Source organism: Paroceanicella profunda (assembly GCF_005887635.2).
Taxonomy (GTDB): Bacteria; Pseudomonadota; Alphaproteobacteria; order Rhodobacterales; family Rhodobacteraceae; genus Paroceanicella; species Paroceanicella profunda.
Genome location: NZ_CP040818.1, coordinates 279,982 through 295,938, shown reverse-complemented (window position 1 = coordinate 295,938; position 15,957 = coordinate 279,982). Strand labels below are relative to the sequence as shown.

General features: G+C 71.2%; 13 protein-coding genes. 8 read left to right on the top strand and 5 right to left on the bottom strand.

The features are described 5' to 3' along the window. Positions 1-33 precede the first annotated feature (33 nt). A complete protein-coding gene (locus FDP22_RS01240; RefSeq protein WP_205910826.1) occupies positions 34-2,352 on the bottom strand; it encodes a penicillin acylase family protein in 2,319 nt (772 codons plus the stop codon). A gap of 279 nt (positions 2,353-2,631) precedes the next feature. Here FDP22_RS01240 and FDP22_RS01235 point away from each other — a divergent pair, with 279 nt between their 5' ends. From FDP22_RS01235 to FDP22_RS01200, 8 genes are read left to right on the top strand one after another with little or no spacing between them, the layout of a single operon-like run. Beyond that, positions 2,632-3,777: an ABC transporter substrate-binding protein gene (locus tag FDP22_RS01235; protein WP_170317545.1), complete on the top strand. Its 1,146-nt coding sequence runs from the start codon at positions 2,632-2,634 to the stop codon at positions 3,775-3,777. A gap of 15 nt (positions 3,778-3,792) precedes the next feature. Next, a complete protein-coding gene (locus FDP22_RS01230) occupies positions 3,793-4,665 on the top strand; it encodes a branched-chain amino acid ABC transporter permease (protein WP_138578767.1) in 873 nt (290 codons plus the stop codon). Next, the gene (locus tag FDP22_RS01225; protein WP_138578765.1) at positions 4,665-5,603 is read left to right on the top strand and encodes a branched-chain amino acid ABC transporter permease; all 939 of its coding nucleotides are present in this window, start codon (positions 4,665-4,667) and stop codon (positions 5,601-5,603) included. The genes FDP22_RS01230 and FDP22_RS01225 overlap by 1 nt, the downstream gene beginning before the upstream one ends. Beyond that, on the top strand, positions 5,600-6,385 hold the full coding sequence (locus tag FDP22_RS01220) for an ABC transporter ATP-binding protein (RefSeq protein WP_138578763.1): 786 nt from the start codon (positions 5,600-5,602) through the stop codon (positions 6,383-6,385). Before FDP22_RS01225 ends, FDP22_RS01220 begins: the two co-directional genes overlap by 4 nt. Continuing rightward, positions 6,372-7,097 carry an ABC transporter ATP-binding protein gene (locus FDP22_RS01215; protein WP_138578761.1) on the top strand — a complete coding sequence of 242 codons (726 nt, stop codon included), beginning with the start codon at positions 6,372-6,374 and terminating at the stop codon, positions 7,095-7,097. The genes FDP22_RS01220 and FDP22_RS01215 overlap by 14 nt, the downstream gene beginning before the upstream one ends. Then, positions 7,081-7,884: an SDR family NAD(P)-dependent oxidoreductase gene (locus tag FDP22_RS01210; RefSeq protein WP_239031834.1), complete on the top strand. Its 804-nt coding sequence runs from the start codon at positions 7,081-7,083 to the stop codon at positions 7,882-7,884. Before FDP22_RS01215 ends, FDP22_RS01210 begins: the two co-directional genes overlap by 17 nt. Positions 7,885-7,905: 21 nt before the next feature. After that, positions 7,906-8,739 (top strand): polysaccharide deacetylase family protein, encoded by an 834-nt coding sequence (locus FDP22_RS01205; protein WP_138578759.1) that lies wholly within the window; start codon positions 7,906-7,908, stop codon positions 8,737-8,739. Continuing rightward, entirely contained in the window at positions 8,736-9,959 is a 1,224-nt protein-coding gene (locus FDP22_RS01200) for a cytochrome P450 (RefSeq protein WP_138578757.1), read from the top strand. The genes FDP22_RS01205 and FDP22_RS01200 overlap by 4 nt, the downstream gene beginning before the upstream one ends. A 1,196-nt stretch (positions 9,960-11,155) precedes the next feature. Here the strand turns inward: FDP22_RS01200 and FDP22_RS01190 are convergent. The 4 genes from FDP22_RS01190 to mmsB form a co-directional block, all read right to left on the bottom strand. Next, positions 11,156-11,944: an IclR family transcriptional regulator gene (locus FDP22_RS01190; RefSeq protein ID WP_138578755.1), complete on the bottom strand. Its 789-nt coding sequence runs from the start codon at positions 11,942-11,944 to the stop codon at positions 11,156-11,158. Positions 11,945-12,998: 1,054 nt separating this feature from the next. Next, on the bottom strand, positions 12,999-13,628 hold the full coding sequence (locus FDP22_RS01185; RefSeq protein ID WP_138578753.1) for an HAD family hydrolase: 630 nt from the start codon (positions 13,626-13,628) through the stop codon (positions 12,999-13,001). A gap of 505 nt (positions 13,629-14,133) precedes the next feature. Further along, positions 14,134-14,898, bottom strand: a complete 765-nt coding sequence (locus FDP22_RS01180; RefSeq protein WP_138578751.1) for a PRC-barrel domain-containing protein — start codon at positions 14,896-14,898, stop codon at positions 14,134-14,136. Between the two features lie 90 nt (positions 14,899-14,988). Next, positions 14,989-15,861: a 3-hydroxyisobutyrate dehydrogenase gene (gene mmsB, locus FDP22_RS01175; protein ID WP_138578749.1), complete on the bottom strand. Its 873-nt coding sequence runs from the start codon at positions 15,859-15,861 to the stop codon at positions 14,989-14,991. Between the last annotated feature and the right edge of the window lie 96 nt (positions 15,862-15,957).

Genomic DNA, 15,957 nt, shown 5'->3' with positions numbered 1-15,957 from the left:
TGTTGCCGGGCGGCAGCGCTCCCGGCGCGGCGTTCAGCCGGCGGGCACGAGGGTGATGCGCTGGCGCGTGGCGGCCTCCACCGCGGCGTCGGAGTAGAGGAAGGGCACATAGGCGCCCGTTGCCCAAAGCGGGGCGAGATCGGCGTAATGCTCCGAGCGCGGGTCGCCGGACTGGCCGGGGGCGTTGATGCACAGGCTCGCATCCCAGTTGCCCACGTCCAGCACGAAGCGCACGGAGGCGCCTGTCGTCACCCGGAAGTCGGAGCCGCGGTAGGCCGCGTGCATCACCGTGGAGGCGCTGCCGGGCTTTTCCAGCGGGCCGATGTCCAGCCCGGCGCGCAACTGCGTCAGCGGATGCTCGAAATAGCCGTGATGCAGCCCGCCCCAGCGCCAGTCCGCCACCGGGCCCTGCAGCGCGTGCAGGGCGGTGACGGCCTGTGCGAGCGTCTCGGCCAGAAGGGCGTCGCGCGCGGCCTCCGGGGCGGGGCCGAAGAGGGCGGCGGGCCGTTCCAGCGCGGAGAGGATGCCCTCCACGTCGCCCGGCGCGAAGAGCGCGCGCAGGGCCTCGTCGGGCACCAGGCGGGCCAGCAGGCCCGGCTTCAGGTGCTGCTCCCACCACAGTTCGCACAGCGCACCGGCGGCGGAGTCCACATCCATCCGGCCATCCCAGTCCGCGAAGAGCGCACGCGCCTCGGCCGGGGCGTCCGGCAGGGCGGCGACGAGGGCCTTCAGCCGGAGGCCGGGCAGCGAGAGCACGTCGGTCTGCAATGCGCAGGCATCGGCCACGTCATGCGTGCCGGAAGCGAGAGCCGCGCGCAGGCGTAGGGCGCGGCTGCTCTCCAGCCACTCGTAGCCCACCTGCACCGCCGTATGGTCCCAGTCCGGCGGCAGGTTCGCCTCGTTGGCGCTGGCCACGAACCCCTCCTGCGGGTCGCGCAGCATCGGCAGGTCGTCGAGGGAGAGGAAGCCGTCCCAGTCCAGGCTCCCGTCGCCGGGCACGGGCATCAGCCCGTCCCAGCCGCGGCGCACCGGGATCATCCCGGCCGGCTGCCAGGCGATGGTGCCGGAGACGTCGGCGTAGAGGTGGTTGAGGCTGGGCGTGGCGAAGCGGCGTAGCCCGTCGCGGAACGCGGGCAGGGTTTTCGCCCGCATGGTGGAGAGCCCGCCGAGATAGGCCGCCGAGCCGGGCTCGAACCAGACCGAGCGCAGGGCATAGGCGTGGCCCTCGCCCATGTGCAGCACCGGGCCGTGGCGGCTGAAGAGGAGGGTGCAGGGCTGCGCGGGTGCGCCCTTCACCTCGATCTGCTCGGTCACCTCCTCAAAGCTTTCCCAGCCGTCGCCCTGCCGGTAGCGGGCCCGGTTCGCGGGGTCGAGGGAGAGGACGAAGATGTCCTCCTGGTCGGCGGGAAAGATGGTCTGGGTGAAGGCGGCGGTGCCGTTGTGGCCCATGGAGATGCCGGGCACCGCGGGCTCGCCCGCGCCGATCACGTCCAGCCCCGGCGCGGTGAGATGCACGAGGTAGCGCAACGAGGGCAGGCCATGGGCGCGGTGCGGGTCCCCCGCCATCACCGGGCGCCCGGTGGAGGTGCGCGTGGCCGCCACGGCCCAGTTGTTCGAGCCGGTCCAGGTGGTGTCGGCCACCACCTGGGCCAGGCTGTCGACCCGGCGCCAGCGCTGCGCCTCCGGCAGGGTGGCGGCGAGGCGCTCGGGCGAGAAACTCACCCCGGCGGTGCCGAGGCGGAACGTGTCCAGCACCGCCATCGGCACGCTGCCGGGCGCGATGCCGGTGTCGCCGGGGGTCACCCTCGGCTCGAGGTTCTTGCGCAGCAGGTCGGTCTCCGCGTCCAGCCCGGCGAGGATCTGGTTGCGGATCACCTCGGAGATGGCGTTGCGGGTGAGGGCGTGGCTGCGGATGCGCACCACGTCCTCCGCCGCCCAGGGTTCCGGCGCCGAGCCGGTGAGGGCGAACTCCGGCGGCAGGCGCGCGGGGTCGTCCATCGCCCAGGCGATGTAGCCGTTCACCCCGGCCACGAAAGCCTCGCAGATGGCGCGGGTGTCGGGGGCGTAGGCCAGCCATTCCGCCTCCATGTCGCCACGGAACAGGAGATGGCGCGACGCGATGTCCTGCGCGAGGTAGCCGGGGCCGAAGCTTGCCGCCAGCCGCCCCAGCCCGCGCTTGCGCCACAGGTCGATCTGCCACAGCCGGTCGCGGGCCGCGTTGAAGCCCTGGGCCAGGAACAGGTCCGCCTCGCTGGCCGCGCGGATGTGGGGAATGCCCCATGCGTCCACCCGGATCTCCGCCGGCGCCGCCAGCCCCTCGATGGCGATCCCGCCCGTCATGCCGTCTTTCATGCTGTCCTCCGCTCTCGGTGCGATCAGCCTAGAGTTGAGCATATCTTTATGCAATACGATCAAATTGAAAAATTTCAGGTCCCGCATGCATGCGGCCTCATCCGGCAAGGGCTTGAAACGTAGGAATAATCCCGGGAGAGGCCCGTCTTCCGCATGCCTGCGATCCCTGATCCGAGCGCGTTGCACCGCAAATCTCTTTTGACAGGAAGAGCGACTCGCCCCAATCATTCGATATTGACGTATCGAACAATGATACGCATCAGCCAACAGAGAGGGCGCATGACCGAATTTTCCCGCCGCAGGATGCTCGGCCTCATCGGAGCCGGGCTCGCCACCCCCACCATCCTTCGCGCACAGGACACTTCGGTGCTCCGGGTGGGCGGAATGCTTCCCCTCTCGGGCCCCGGCTCCATCGAGGGGCACCAGGTGCTCAAGGGCCTGGAGATGGCCGTCGCCGAAGCGAATGCCGCCGGCGGCGTGTTCGGCCGCCAGCTCGAACTGGTGATGGAGGATGACGAGGCCAACTCCACCAAGGGCGTGACCGCAGTGCGCAAGCTCATCGAGCGCGACGAGGTGCCCTTCATCATCGGCACCTATCCCACCCAGGTGGTGATCGCGGCCATGCAGGTGGCGCGGGAGTACGGCGTGCCGATGCTCTCCGGCGGCTCCACCGGTGCCGCGGGCACCGAGGCGAACGAGGTGGGCGACCCCTGGTTCTTCCGCGCCTGGCCGGATTCCAACGGCCAGGGCGAGGACACCGCCCAGGCCATCGTGCACCGGTTCGGCGCGAAGCGCGTCGCCATCCTGCACGATTCGACCAACTACGGGAACACGCTGGCCGACCAGGTGACGAAGCTGGTGGAGGCCGAGGGCGGCGAGATCCTGTCGCGCGACAGCTTCAACGTGGGCGAGGCGGATTTCTCCCCCGTGCTGATCCGCCTGCGCTCGGAGAAGCCGGACGCGGTCTACATCGGCGGCTGGGCGGGCGACGGCGCGAACATCGTGCGCCAGTCCGCCGAGGTGGGGCTGCGCACCCAGTTCGTCGGCTCCGGCTCCATGGTCTCGGACGATTTCATCGACCTCGCCGGCCCCGCCTCCGAGGGGTTCGCGGTGGCCACGCTCTACGAATCGAGCACGCCCAACAGGTTCGGCTACGATTTCGGCCAGCGCTTCAAGGCGGCCAACGGCTACGAGGCCGGCACGCTGAACGCGCTCGGCTTCGACAGCACCAACATCGCCATCGAGGCCATGCGCCGGGTGGGCAGGCCCGACAGCCGCGCGATCCAGAAGATGCTCAAGGATGGCATGGCCGACTTCCCCATCACCATGGGCCCGGACGGCACCACCGCCGATTTCGATGACACGGGCAGCGTGCGCTTCCCGATGTTCATCGCCGTGATCAAGAACGGCAAACGCGTCATCTGATCGGACACCCCTGCAGTGGACCTGTTTCTCCAGTATCTCGCGAACGGGATCGTCATCGGCTCGGCCTACGTGCTGGTGGCGATCGGCCTCACGCTCATCTTCGGCATCCTCGGCGTGGTGAACTTCGCCCATGGCGAGTTCTACATGCTCGGCGCCTATGCCGGGGTGCTCACCGTCACGCTGCTGGGCCTGCCGCTCATCGCGGCGCTGGTGGTGGTGATCGCCTTCTCGGCGGTGCTCGGCGTGTTTGCCGAGGCCATCCTGCACCGCGCCTTGCGCGAGCGGGACATGACGAGTTCGATCATCGCCTCCTTCGGCCTTGCGGTGGCGCTGCAGAACGCGGCGCTGCTCACCATCGGGCCGCGGCCCATGCTGCTGCAGACCGACCTCTCGATGCTCGCCGTCGAGTTCGGGCCGGTCTACCTGCCGCTGCCGCGCGCACTCATCCCGGTGGCGATGGTGGTGATGGTGGGGCTGCTCTTCGCCGTGCTGCGCTACACCTGGACCGGGCGCAGCCTGCGCGCCATGGCCCAGCACCGCACGGTGGCCCGGCTCTGCGGGGTGCGGGTGGAACGGGTGGCCATGGTCACCTTCATGGTGGGGGCGGGGCTGGCCGGGGTGTCGGGCTTCCTGATGTCCTCGGTGCTGATGGTCACCCCCGTCATCGGCAACATGATCGTGCTCAAGGCCTTCACCGTGGTGATCCTCGGCGGCATGGGCGACATCATGGGGGCGGCGGTGGCCGGCCTGCTGCTGGGCGTGGTCGAGACGATGACCTCCGCCTATCTCACCAACGGGCTGCGGGACATCATCGGCTTCGTGATCGTGATCGCGGTGCTGCTGTTCCGCCCGCAGGGCCTGTTCGGCAAATCGGTGGAGCGCTCGTGATGAAGGCAGGTCTTTCGCTTCTCGTCGCCGCGGTGCTCGTCGCGGCGCCCTTCCTCACCGGCGGGTACGAGCTGCAGGTGCTCATGGTCGCACTGCTCTACGTCACCCTCACCACCGGGCTCAACCTGGTCTCCGGCTATGCCGGGCAGTTCTCCTTCGCCCAGGGCGCGTTCTACGGCATCGGCGGCTACACCACCGCCATCATGGGGCGCGACCTCGGCACCGGCTTCTGGATCAACCTTCCCGCCGGCATCGTGGTCACCGGGCTGTTCGGGCTCCTGCTCGGCATCCCGGCGCTGCGGCTGAAGGGGCATTTCCTCGCCATCGTCACCATCGCCTTCCAGACCATCGTCTACCTCGGGCTCATCCAGTGGAGCGGCTTCACCGGCGGGCAGAACGGCATCCTGGTGCCGCCCATCGGCGCGGTTTCGCTCTTCGGCGCCACGCTGTTCGACATCACCGGCCTCACCGCGCATTACTGGCTCACGCTCGTCTTCGCCGTGGTGGCGGTGTGGGTGGCCTGGCGGCTGGTGCACTCGCGGCTGGGCCGCGAATGGGTGGCGGTGAAGGACGACGAGACGCTGGCCGGCGCCATCGGCCTCGACACCACGCGCGCGAAGCTCACCGCCTTCGTGGCCTCCGCCGCCTTCGCCGGGGCCGCGGGCGTGCTCAACGCCCATGTGATGCGCGGCGTCACCCCGGATGACTTCACCATCTGGATCTCCTGCACCGTGGTGGCGATGATGGTGGTGGGCGGCCGGGGCACCTTCCTCGGGCCGATCATCGGCGCCGTCCTGCTCACCATCCTCCCCGAGCTCACCGGCAGTTTCGCGCAGTACAAGCTGTTCCTGTTCGGCGTGCTGCTGGTGGTGATCATCATCGCGCTTCCCGAGGGCCTCGTGGGCCGCTGGCGCAAGAGCAGGGAGGCACGGGCATGAGCGCACTTCTCGAAGTCACGGGGGCCACGAAGCGCTTCGCCGGCGTCACCGCGGTCGACACGGTGGACCTCTCGGTGGGGCAGGGCGAGATCGTCGGCCTCATCGGGCCGAACGGCTCGGGCAAGTCGACCATGGTGAACCTGGTGACGGGGGACCTGATGGCCGATACGGGCTCCATCCGCTTTCGCGGCGAGGACATCACCGCCCTGCCGGCCTGGAAACGGGCGCGGCTGGGCATGGCGCGCAGCTTCCAGATGATCCGGCTGTTCCGCTCGCTCAGCGTGTCGGACAACCTGCTGCTCGCCAAGCACGCGGGCATGGAGACCACGCTGGGAGACTCGCTCATGGGCCGCGCCGCCGCGCGCGAGGAGGAGGAGCGCCTGCGCGTGCGGGCGCGCGAGCTGCTCGCCTGGTTCGAGCTCGAGGCCTTCGCCGACCGCCCGGTGGGCGCGCTCTCCATCGGCCAGCAGCGCATGGTCGAGCTCGCGCGCGGTGTCATCGCCGACCCCACGCTCTTCGTGCTCGACGAGCCGGCGGCCGGCCTCTCGCCGCCCAACGTGGACCGGCTGATCGTGCTCATCCGCCGCATGCGCGACGAGTTCGGCATGGCCATCCTGCTGGTGGAGCATGACATGCGCGTGGTGCGTGACCTGTGCGAGCGCCTCGTGGTGCTCGACTCGGGGCTGAAACTGGCCGAGGGCGCGCCTGCGGCCGTGACCTCCGACCCGAAGGTGGTCGAGGCCTATATCGGAACGGGATGGAAACGTCATGCTCGCGGTTGAGGGGATCGAGGCCGGGTACGGCCGCACGCGCATCCTGCACGGGCTCAGCATCGACGTGCCGAAGGGCGGGCTCATCGCCCTCCTGGGCGGCAACGGCACCGGCAAGTCCACCTGCCTGAAGGTGATCGCCGGCCTGCTGACCCCCGGCGCCGGACGGGTGACGCTCGACGGCGAGGACATCACCACCCTTCCGGCGGAGGACCGGCCGGGCCGCGGCCTGTGCCTGGTGCCGCAGGGCAAGGAGGTCTTCGGCGCCATGAGTGTCGAGGAGAACCTGATGATGGGCGGCTTCCACCGCCGGCGCGACAAGGCGGACCTCGCGGAGGATCTCGAGGGCGTCTACACCCGTTTCCCGCGCCTGAAGGAGCGTCGGCGCGTCTCCGCCGGCATGCTCTCGGGCGGCGAGCGGCAGATGCTCTCCATCGGCCGGGCGCTGATGTCGCGGCCGCGCATGCTGCTGCTCGACGAGCCCTCGGCGGCCCTCGCCCCCAAGGTGGTGGAGGAGATCGCGGAAGCCATCCTCGGCCTGCGCGAGCTCGGCCTGTCGCTGCTGCTGGTGGAGCAGAACGTCGGCATGGCGCTGGAGATCGCGGACCATCTGCACGTGATCCGCGGCGGGCGCATCGCCTTTTCGCGCGTCGTGGACGGGGGCGTGGCCCCCGACGAATTGCGCAGCTTCTACCTCAGTGGGGGACATGATGACGAAAGCTGATGCCATGGTCTCGACGCCTGACGGCACGGGCCGCTTCGCGGGCCAGGTGGTCGCGATCACCGGGGCGGGCGGCGCGCTCGCCCGCGCCACGGCGGTGCGGCTCGCGGCCGAGGGGGCAAAGCTCGCGCTCTTCGACCGCGACACGGAGAAACTGGCCGAGACCGCCGCGCTCTGCCCCGGCGCGCTCACCGTGCCGGGCGACGTGACCTCGGCCGCCGACATGGCCGCCTTCGCCGAAGCCACGCAGGCCGCCTTCGGCCCGGCGCACAAGCTCGTCGCCGCCGCCGGCATCCTCGGGAAGGCGGGCCCGGCCATCGAGATGGAGGAGGAGATGTGGGACCGCGTCTTCGCCATCAACGTGAAGGGCGCCTGGCTCGCCGCGCGCGCCTTCATCCCGCAGATCCGCACGCATGGCGCGGGGGCGGTGGTGCTGTTCTCCTCCACCGCCGGGGTGATGGGCTCGCCCACGCTCTCGGCCTATTCGGCCTCCAAGGGCGCGGTGAGCCTGCTCACCCGCTCGCTGGCGCTCAACCACGCGGCCGAGAACATCCGGGTGAACTGCGTCTGCCCCGGCACCATCGACAGCCCGATGTCGGATTCGAGCTTCGACATGGCCGGCACCGGGGCCGCGCGCGACGCCCGCGAGGCGATGATGCTCGCCAAGATCCCCATGGGCCGTTTCGGCCTGCCCGCCGAGGTGGCCGACGCGGTGCTCTACCTGCTGAGCGACAGCGCCGCCTACACCTCAGGCGTGGCGCTGCCCGTCGACGGCGCGCGCCTCGCCTGAGCCCCGAGAGGAGAGAGACAGATGCATGACATGAGCGTGAAATGGCCGAACGGCGCCCGCTGCGCGGTGATGCTGACCTTCGATTTCGACGCCGAGACCCTCTGGACCTCGCGCGACCCGGCGAACGCGCACCGCCCCGGCGTGCTCTCCCAGGGCCGCTACGGCGCCGAGGTGGGCGTGCCCAAGATCCTCGACACGCTGGAGGAGGCGGACGTGAAGGGCACCTTCTTCGTGCCCGGCTGGACGGTGGAAAACCACACCGACAAGGTGGAGGCCATCCTGAAGGGCGGCCATGAGGTGGGCCACCATTCCTACTCCCATGTCTGGGTCTCCGACGACCCGGAGAAGGAGGTGGAGGAGTTCGAGCGCGGGCTGGAGGCGCTGAAGAGCTGCGTGGGCGTGGTGCCCAGGGGCTTCCGCTCGCCGGCGGGCGAGGTTTCGGCCGGGCTGTTCCGGCTGCTCAAAAAGCACGGGCTGCTCTACGACAGCTCGCTGATGAACCACATCAACCCCTATCGCCACACCGCCGAGGACGGCAGCCCCGGCGTGATCGAGCTGCCCTGGCACTGGAGCCTCGACGACGCGCCGCACGCGCTCTTCTCGGTGAAGTCGCCCCGGCCGATCTTCCCCAACTCGCACATGCTCGAGCTCTTCAAGGACGAGTTCCGCGAGATCTACCGCTGGGGCGGGCTCTACGACATCATCTTCCACCCCCAGATCACCGGCCGTCCCGGGCGCATCGCCATGCTGCGCGAGCTGATCGCCTTCATCCGCACCTTCCCCGATGTCTGGATCACCACCGGCGCCGAGGTGGCGGAGCATTGGGCCGGGCTCGAGGCGGAGGGCGCGGTATGAGTGCCGCGCCGCTGTCGGAGCCGCCGCTGCCGGCGCCGGTCACCGACATCGACCTCTTCTCCGACGAGAGCCTTGCCGACCTGCCCTCGGCCTGGGCCGCGATCCGCGATCTCGGCCCGGTGGTGTGGATGTCGCGCTACGGCGTCTACGCCATGGGCCGGCACGCGCATGTGCGCCCGGTGCTGACCGACTGGAAGACCTTCTCCTCCACCGGGGGCTCGGGCCTCGCCGACATCCGCCGCCCCGATGCCTGGCGCGCCGGCAGCCCGATCGTCGAGGTCGATCCGCCCGACCACACCGCGGTGCGCCGGGCGCTGCAGAAGATCCTCTCGCCGGTGCTGATCCGCGGCTGGAAGGCCGATTTCGAGGCCGCGGCCGAGGCGCTGGTCGACCGCCTTCTGGAACAGGGCAGCTTCGACGGGGTGAGCGATCTCGCGGAGGAATACGTCTCCTCCACCTTCCCCCCGGCGCTGGGCCTCGTCGACGAGCCGCAACGCCGCGCCAACCTCTTCCTGCTCGGCGAGTACAATTTCGACGGGCAGGGCCCGCGCAACGCCCGTTTCCTTGCCACCGAGGCGAAGGTCGAGGAGATCCGCGACTGGTTCAACGCCTCGATGACCCGCGAGGCCATGGTGCCCGGCGGCTTCGGCGCGCAGATCTTCGAGGCGGCGGACCGGGGCGAGATCGTGCCCGAGGTGGCCCCGCTGCTGGTGCGCTCCTTCCTGCGCGGCGGGCTGGACACCACCTCCTCGACCATCTCCGCCGCGCTGCGCCATCTCTCGGAGGACCCCGCGCAGTTCGCCCTGCTGCGCGAGGACCCGGACGCCCGGGTGAAATCCGCCTTCGACGAGGCGATGCGCCTCGAGGCGCCGATCCCCAACGTCGGCCGCCTCACCATGGCCGAGACCGAGATCGGCGGCGTGCCCGTGGCGGCCGACCACAAGATGCTCGTGCTCCTCGGTGCCGCCAACCGCGACCCCGAGGCCTGGGAGGACGCGGCCCGCTTCGACCTGCGCCGCAACACCAATGCCCAGATGGCGCTGGGCACCGGCATCCACATGTGCATCGGCCAGATGATCGCGCGGCTCGAAGGCGAGGCGGTGCTGAAGGCCGTGGCCGGCCGCGTGGGCCGCATCACCCCCGAGGGCGCCCCGGTGCGCAAGCTCAACAACAACCTGCGCTCCCTCAAGAGCCTGCCGCTGCGCTTCCACCCCGCCTGACGCGGGCCCGGGCGGCCCCCTGCCGGGAGCCGCCCCGCCAATCCCCGCCGCGCCGCGCGTCCTGGCTGTGCCGCGCGTCCCCGGCCGTGTGCGCCGCGCCCGGCTCACGGCCTCCTCCCGGCCCGCCGAACCGCCGCGTAGCCCTCCCGCCCCTCCGGCGACAGCCGCGCTGCGCGCGGAAGCCGCCTCCGCGTTGGGCCGTGCCGCTCCGCGCGGCGGAGCGGCCCCCCGCCCGGCACAAGCGTGGCCTTGACGTCGCGGCGCCGGGCACACTCCTGTTCTGAGCACTGAGCACTGAGCACTGAGCACTGAGCACTGAGCACTGAGCACTGAGCACTGAGCACTGAGCACTGAGCACTGAGCACTGAGCACTGAGCACTGAGCACTGAGCACTGAGCACTGAGCACTGAGCACTGAGCACTGAGCACTGAGCACTGAGCACTGAGCACTGAGCACTGAGCACTGAGGGCTGGGCACTGAGGGCTGGGCACCAAGGGCTGGGCACCAAGGGCCGCGCCCGACCCTGGGTGGGCGCAACCACGCTTGTGGTCAGCGGTTTATCCCGAAAGCCCCGCACGAGGGTTGAACGTCGAGCGACATCGCCATCGCGCCCTCCCGGGGGGAGGGTCGGGCGCGGCCCGGGCTGGTCGCCCGGGCGGTCGGGACAAGCCGGGGGGCATTGCCTTGCCCGAACGTCGTCGGAGACGCACGTTCGGCAAGCGGCAAGCGGCAAGCGGCAAGCGGCAAGCGGCAAGCGGCAAGCGGCAAGCGGCAAGCGGCAAGCGGCAAGCGGCAAGCGGCAAGCGGCAAGCGGCAAGCGGCAAGCGGCAAGCGGCAAGCGGCAAGCGGCAAGCGGCAAGCGGCAAGCGGCATGCGGCAGGCGGCATGCGGCAGGCGGCAGGCGGCAGGCGGCACCCTGTGTGCCGTCGGCGAGGCATGGGGCGGGCGGCATGCAGGGACGGAGCCACGCAAGCCCGTTGGCGATCACATCGGGGGGGAGGCGCGGGCGCCGGGTGCGCAGCACCCGGCCCGGCCCAAAGAGGCGGTCACCGACAGGTGGGCGCATCGCGGGAGCGCCCCGCCTGACCTGTCAGCCTGGTGTTCGACGGGGGCCCTCCCGCCCTGCGTCGACCCGCCCCGTGCGGGGCGCGTCTCCTGCGGCTTGGGCCGGGCCGCGCGTGCCGCGCGGCGGGCGCTCAGGAGGAGAGGGCGCGCGCGGCCTCGATGGCGAGGGGGGCGAAGCGTCGGCGGAAGTGCTCCGCGGTCCATTCGCTCAGCGATCCGGCGATGTGGATCGCGCCGATGGGCAGGCCGCCGGGGCCGGTGATCGCCGCGGCGAGCACGATCTCGCCGATCAGGCTCTCCTCCTCGGCATAGGCGAAGCCGTCACGCCGGGCCTCGGCCACCTTGGCGCGGATGCCCTCGGGCGTGGCGATGGTACGCTGGGTGACCATGCGCCGCTCGGAGCGGGCGATGATGTCATCCACCCGCTCGTCCGGCAGCAACGCCATGCAGGCCCGCCCGCCGGTGGCCGTGACGCTGGGCTGGCGGCGGCCCGAGAGCGTGGCGTAGAACGTCTCGCGCTTGCTTTGCAGCCGGGCGGCGTAGACGATGGACAGGTCGTCGTGCTTCGCGTCGAACAGGCTCAGGTCCACCCGCTCCTCGGCCATCTTGCGCAGGTCGGTGAGCACGGGCATGGAGCGTTCGATCAGCGGGTTGGAGCGCAGGTAGTCGAAGCTGCGGTCCAGGAACAGCCGCCCGAGCGTGAGCCGCCCGTTGTCGGCGAGCTCCAGATAGCCGCGGCTGAGCAGGGTCTGGCCGATGCGCTGCGCGGCGCTCTTGTTGATTCCGGCCGCCTGTGCGATCTCACCCAGGGATTTCGGCTGCGGCGCGGCGGCATAGGCCTCCAGCACGTCGAGGGCCCGCGAGACGGACTGCAGGAACAGGCGTTCGTCGATCTCGGGAAAGCGGTGCTGTTCGGTCATGCGGGTTCGCGGGCCTCCGGACTGCACTGCCTCTCAGACGGGCAGCTGACCCCCACATACAGCACGTCCGTATCGAATTGAAATACAAATATAGTGTCAGGCGCTGCACTGCACAGGCGCCCCGCTCCGCCCTGCACAGACCACCGAACCCGCCCCTCCGGCAGGCCCGGCGGGGGACGCCCGCGCCCTGCGCGAAGCGTCCCACGCTCCGTGGCCCCGGGCAAGGGAAACGCCCGCAGGCCGGTTCGCAAATGCCCGCCGTCCAGCCCGCGCGAGACCCCTCTCGGTCGGACCGCGCCGCGCAACCTCATGCGTGCCGCCGGTTGGCAGCGCGCGCCTCGCCGTGCCGGCCGGTCCGGCAGAGCCCGCCTCCGGAGAGGCCGCTTCCCGCCGCGGTCGGTATACTGTGCCGCGTGGCGGCTCCCAGCCGGCCGTTGGGACAGGTCTCACCGTCCCGACCTGTCCGGCACAGGGCGCTGCCCGAGAGGCTGCTCGCCCGCCGCGGCCCGCCTGAGAGCCCGTGCGGCGGTTCCCAGCCGCCCGTTGGGGAAGGCCTCGCCGCGCCGGCCGGTCCGGCACAGAGCACCTTCGGAGGGGCCGCCTTCCGTCGCGGCCGGCAAGCTGTGCCGGGTGGCGGTTCCCAGCCGCCCGTTGGGGACGGCCTCGCCGCGCCGGCCGGTCCGGCACAGGGCACCTTCGGAGGCGCCGCCTTCCCACCGCGACTAGCGTGCGGTGCCGGGTGGCGGTTCCCTGCCGTCCGTTGGCGGGGGCCTCACCGTGCCCGCCTGTCAACAGGACGCTTCCCGAGAGATCGTCTTCCCGCCGAAACCAGCGTGAGAGGCCGTGCGGGGAGGCACCCTGCCGCGGGGATGCGCGGAGCGACACTCCGCGTGCCATGCCGCGCGGCGCCTCGGGGCGAAGCGCCCTGGTCCGGGCTCTGCCGGAATGTGCGCCCCGTGCCCGCAGCCCCGTGCCCGCAGCCCCGGGAGGTCCGGCGCGGGGAGCGCAGGCGTGCTGTCGGCGAGGCGCCGGGAGCAGGGCGCGGGCCGGCCGGTCAGTTCAGCTCGTGCGGCGCGATGATCCCGAGTTCGACCAGCTGCAGGGCGAGGGCGTCGGGGTTGCGGAACCGGTGGATCTGCCAGCCGCGCTTGCGGGCGGCGGCGATGTTGTCGGAGCGGTCATCGGTGAAGAAGATGTCGGCGCCGGAGAGGCCGGTGCGCTCCTCCAGGATCTCGTAGATCCGCGGATCGGGCTTGATGGCGTGTTCGCGCCCCGAGATCACCGGAATGTCGAACTCCAGCAGCACCGGATAGAGGGTGCAGGCCAGATCGAAGCTCTCGGCGCCGAAATTGGACAGGGCGTGCACGGGGACACCCTTGCGGCGCAGCAGGCGCAGGAGGGTCACCGATCCCTCGATGGCGGGCTGGAACATCTCCGGCCAGCGGTCGTGCCAGGCGCGGATCAGCTCCGCATCCGCGCCACCGTGCCGCTCCGCATGGGCATAGATGTGCTCGCGGAACGGCGCGCCCCGGTCGACGTCGAGATTCATCTCGTCCACGCCGCTGCGGGCGAAGAAGGCGCGGCGCTCGGCCACATCCGGCAGGAGCTGGGAGTAGACCCGGTCCGGGTCCCAGTTCACGAGAACATTGCCGATGTCGAACACGACGGCACGGGGCTGATGCATGGAAGTCTCCCTCGGAAGGTGCGGTGCAACCTTGTGCCACGCAGGGCGGCGGGGGGGAAGCCCGCCGATCCGCCCGTGCCGCGGGGCCGGGCGGAGAGGCCGAAGGCGCGGGGGCGGACGCCGGGGGGAAGCGCGCGAACGGGGACCGGATGATGCTGGCGGGATGTCGGACTGCGGGTCCCGGATGGGTGTGGGACAGAGGGCTGGAGGTGAAGGTGAGGGGCGGACGCCGAGGTGGGCGAAGGACTCGGATGTGGCGACGGATACGGGGGCAGCGGATGGAGGAGCAGATGGGGGGATGCGGTTGTCCCGAGACGGATGCGGCCGTCCGGGGGACCACCGGGTCTTCCGGGGGCACGTCAGCCACCAAGGGGCCTGTCGCACCGGCGGGATCGCCCGGGCCGGCGCCGTTGCGCCCGGGAGGGGGAACGCCGGACGGGGGCATCGGGCCCCCGACCGGCGTGTCGCCGCGTGCCGCGCCTCCGGGCCCGGCCCGGCGGCGGGATCAGATGCCGAGGCCGTAGTAGGTGAGCACCGAGCGGTCCCAGCGGTTGTCCAGGTCGGGCAGGCCCTCCAGCGGCGGGCTGTTCTTCACGCCCTCGCGGTCGATGGTCACCACGGTGCGCCCGCCGGCCCAGTCGAAGGCGTCGATGCGCTCGACCGGCAGGACCACCTGACGGCCGGGCAGCCAGTTGCCGGTGTCGATCACGATGTGGCGCAGCTTCAGCCCGTCCACGTCGACGAGCACGTCGGAGATGGTGCCGATCTCGCCGTCCGTTGCCGAGATTTCGTGGCCCAGCAGGGCGTTGGTGGAGCGGATGAGCGCGGCGGAGGGGCGCTCTGGCAGCGCCTTGCGCGACTCGCTCTCTTCCGTCTCGTCATTCGCCCAGTGCTGGAGCTGGGCCTCCAGCATCAGCGGCGAGTAGGTCTCGCCCATCGGGCCGATGAGGATGGGGGGCATGGCGTCGAGGTCGAACAGGCCCCATTCCTCGGCGGAACGCTCCTCGGCGGGGAAACTCTCCGGGCGCGGGGCGGAGCGGATCTGCTCCTGGCTCACGCGGACCGGCCATTCCAGGGTCTCGAGGTCCGGGCTGCCGGCGAGGCCGACGCCGATCACCGTGCGGCGGCTCTCCAGCCAGGAGCCGGTGTCGGCGACGATATGGGTGAGGGTCCAGCGGCTGCCGTCGAAATAGAGATCCTCGACAGACTCGCGGCTGCCGTCGGTGGTCAGCAGCGCGCAGCGGGTGAGATCACGATAGCTCAGAAGCATGACAAGGCCCTTCTCGATCTGTCGGCCGAACGCCGGCCATGAGGGCAACGCCCGGGCGGGGGGAGAAGTTCCCTCCCGCCCGGGGTGCGTTCAGCCCTGCCGGCCGCGCGCCATGAGGTCCGGCAGGATGGCGGAGAAATCCTTCCCGCCGCTGCCGGCCGCCACGAAGGCCTCGTAGAGCGCGGTGGCGGCGGCGCCCATCGGGGTGGGGGCGTCGGCGGCCTCGGCGGCCTGCTGGGACAGGCGCAGGTCCTTGAGCATCAGGGCGGCGGCGAAGCCGGGCTTGTAGTCGTTGTCCGCCGGCGAGGCGGGGCCCACGCCCGGCGCCGGGCAATAGGTGTTGAGCGACCAGCACGAGCCCGAGGAGGTGGAGACCACGTCGAACATCGCCTGCCGGTCCAGCCCCAGCCGGTCGGCCAGCGAGAAGGCCTCGCAGACGCCCAGCATCGAGATGCCGAGGATCATGTTGTTGCAGATCTTGGCCGATTGCCCGGCGCCGGGCGCGCCGCAATGCACGGCCTTCTGGCCCATGATGTCGAACAGCTCCGCCGCCTTGGCGAAGCCTTCGTCGCTGCCACCCACCATGAAGGTGAGCGTACCGGCCGTGGCCCCGCCGGTGCCGCCGGAGACGGGGGCGTCGAGCGGCAGGAGGCCCGCGGCCTCCGCCTCCGCCGCCACGGCGCGCGCGCTCTCCACGTCCACCGTGGAACAGTCGATCATCGCGGTGCCGGGGGCGGCGGCGGGGACGATCTCGCCGTAGACGCTGCGCAGGATGGCGCCGTTGGGCAGCATGGTGATGACCGCGTCGCGCCCCGCTGCGGCCTCCGCCGCACCGGCGGCGGGGCTCACCCCCTCCGGCATCACGCCGGTCACGTCGAACCCGGTCACGGCGTGCCCGGCCTTCGCGAGATTGGCGGCCATGGGCGCGCCCATGCTGCCCAGCCCGATGAACCCGATCTTCATTGTCTTTCCTCCCCTTGGGTGATGCTGACCCTTCTCGCGGCCGCTCCCGCCCCGGAGGTGCCGGGCCGGGCGGCTGGCCGCAGCGCGGCCCACCCC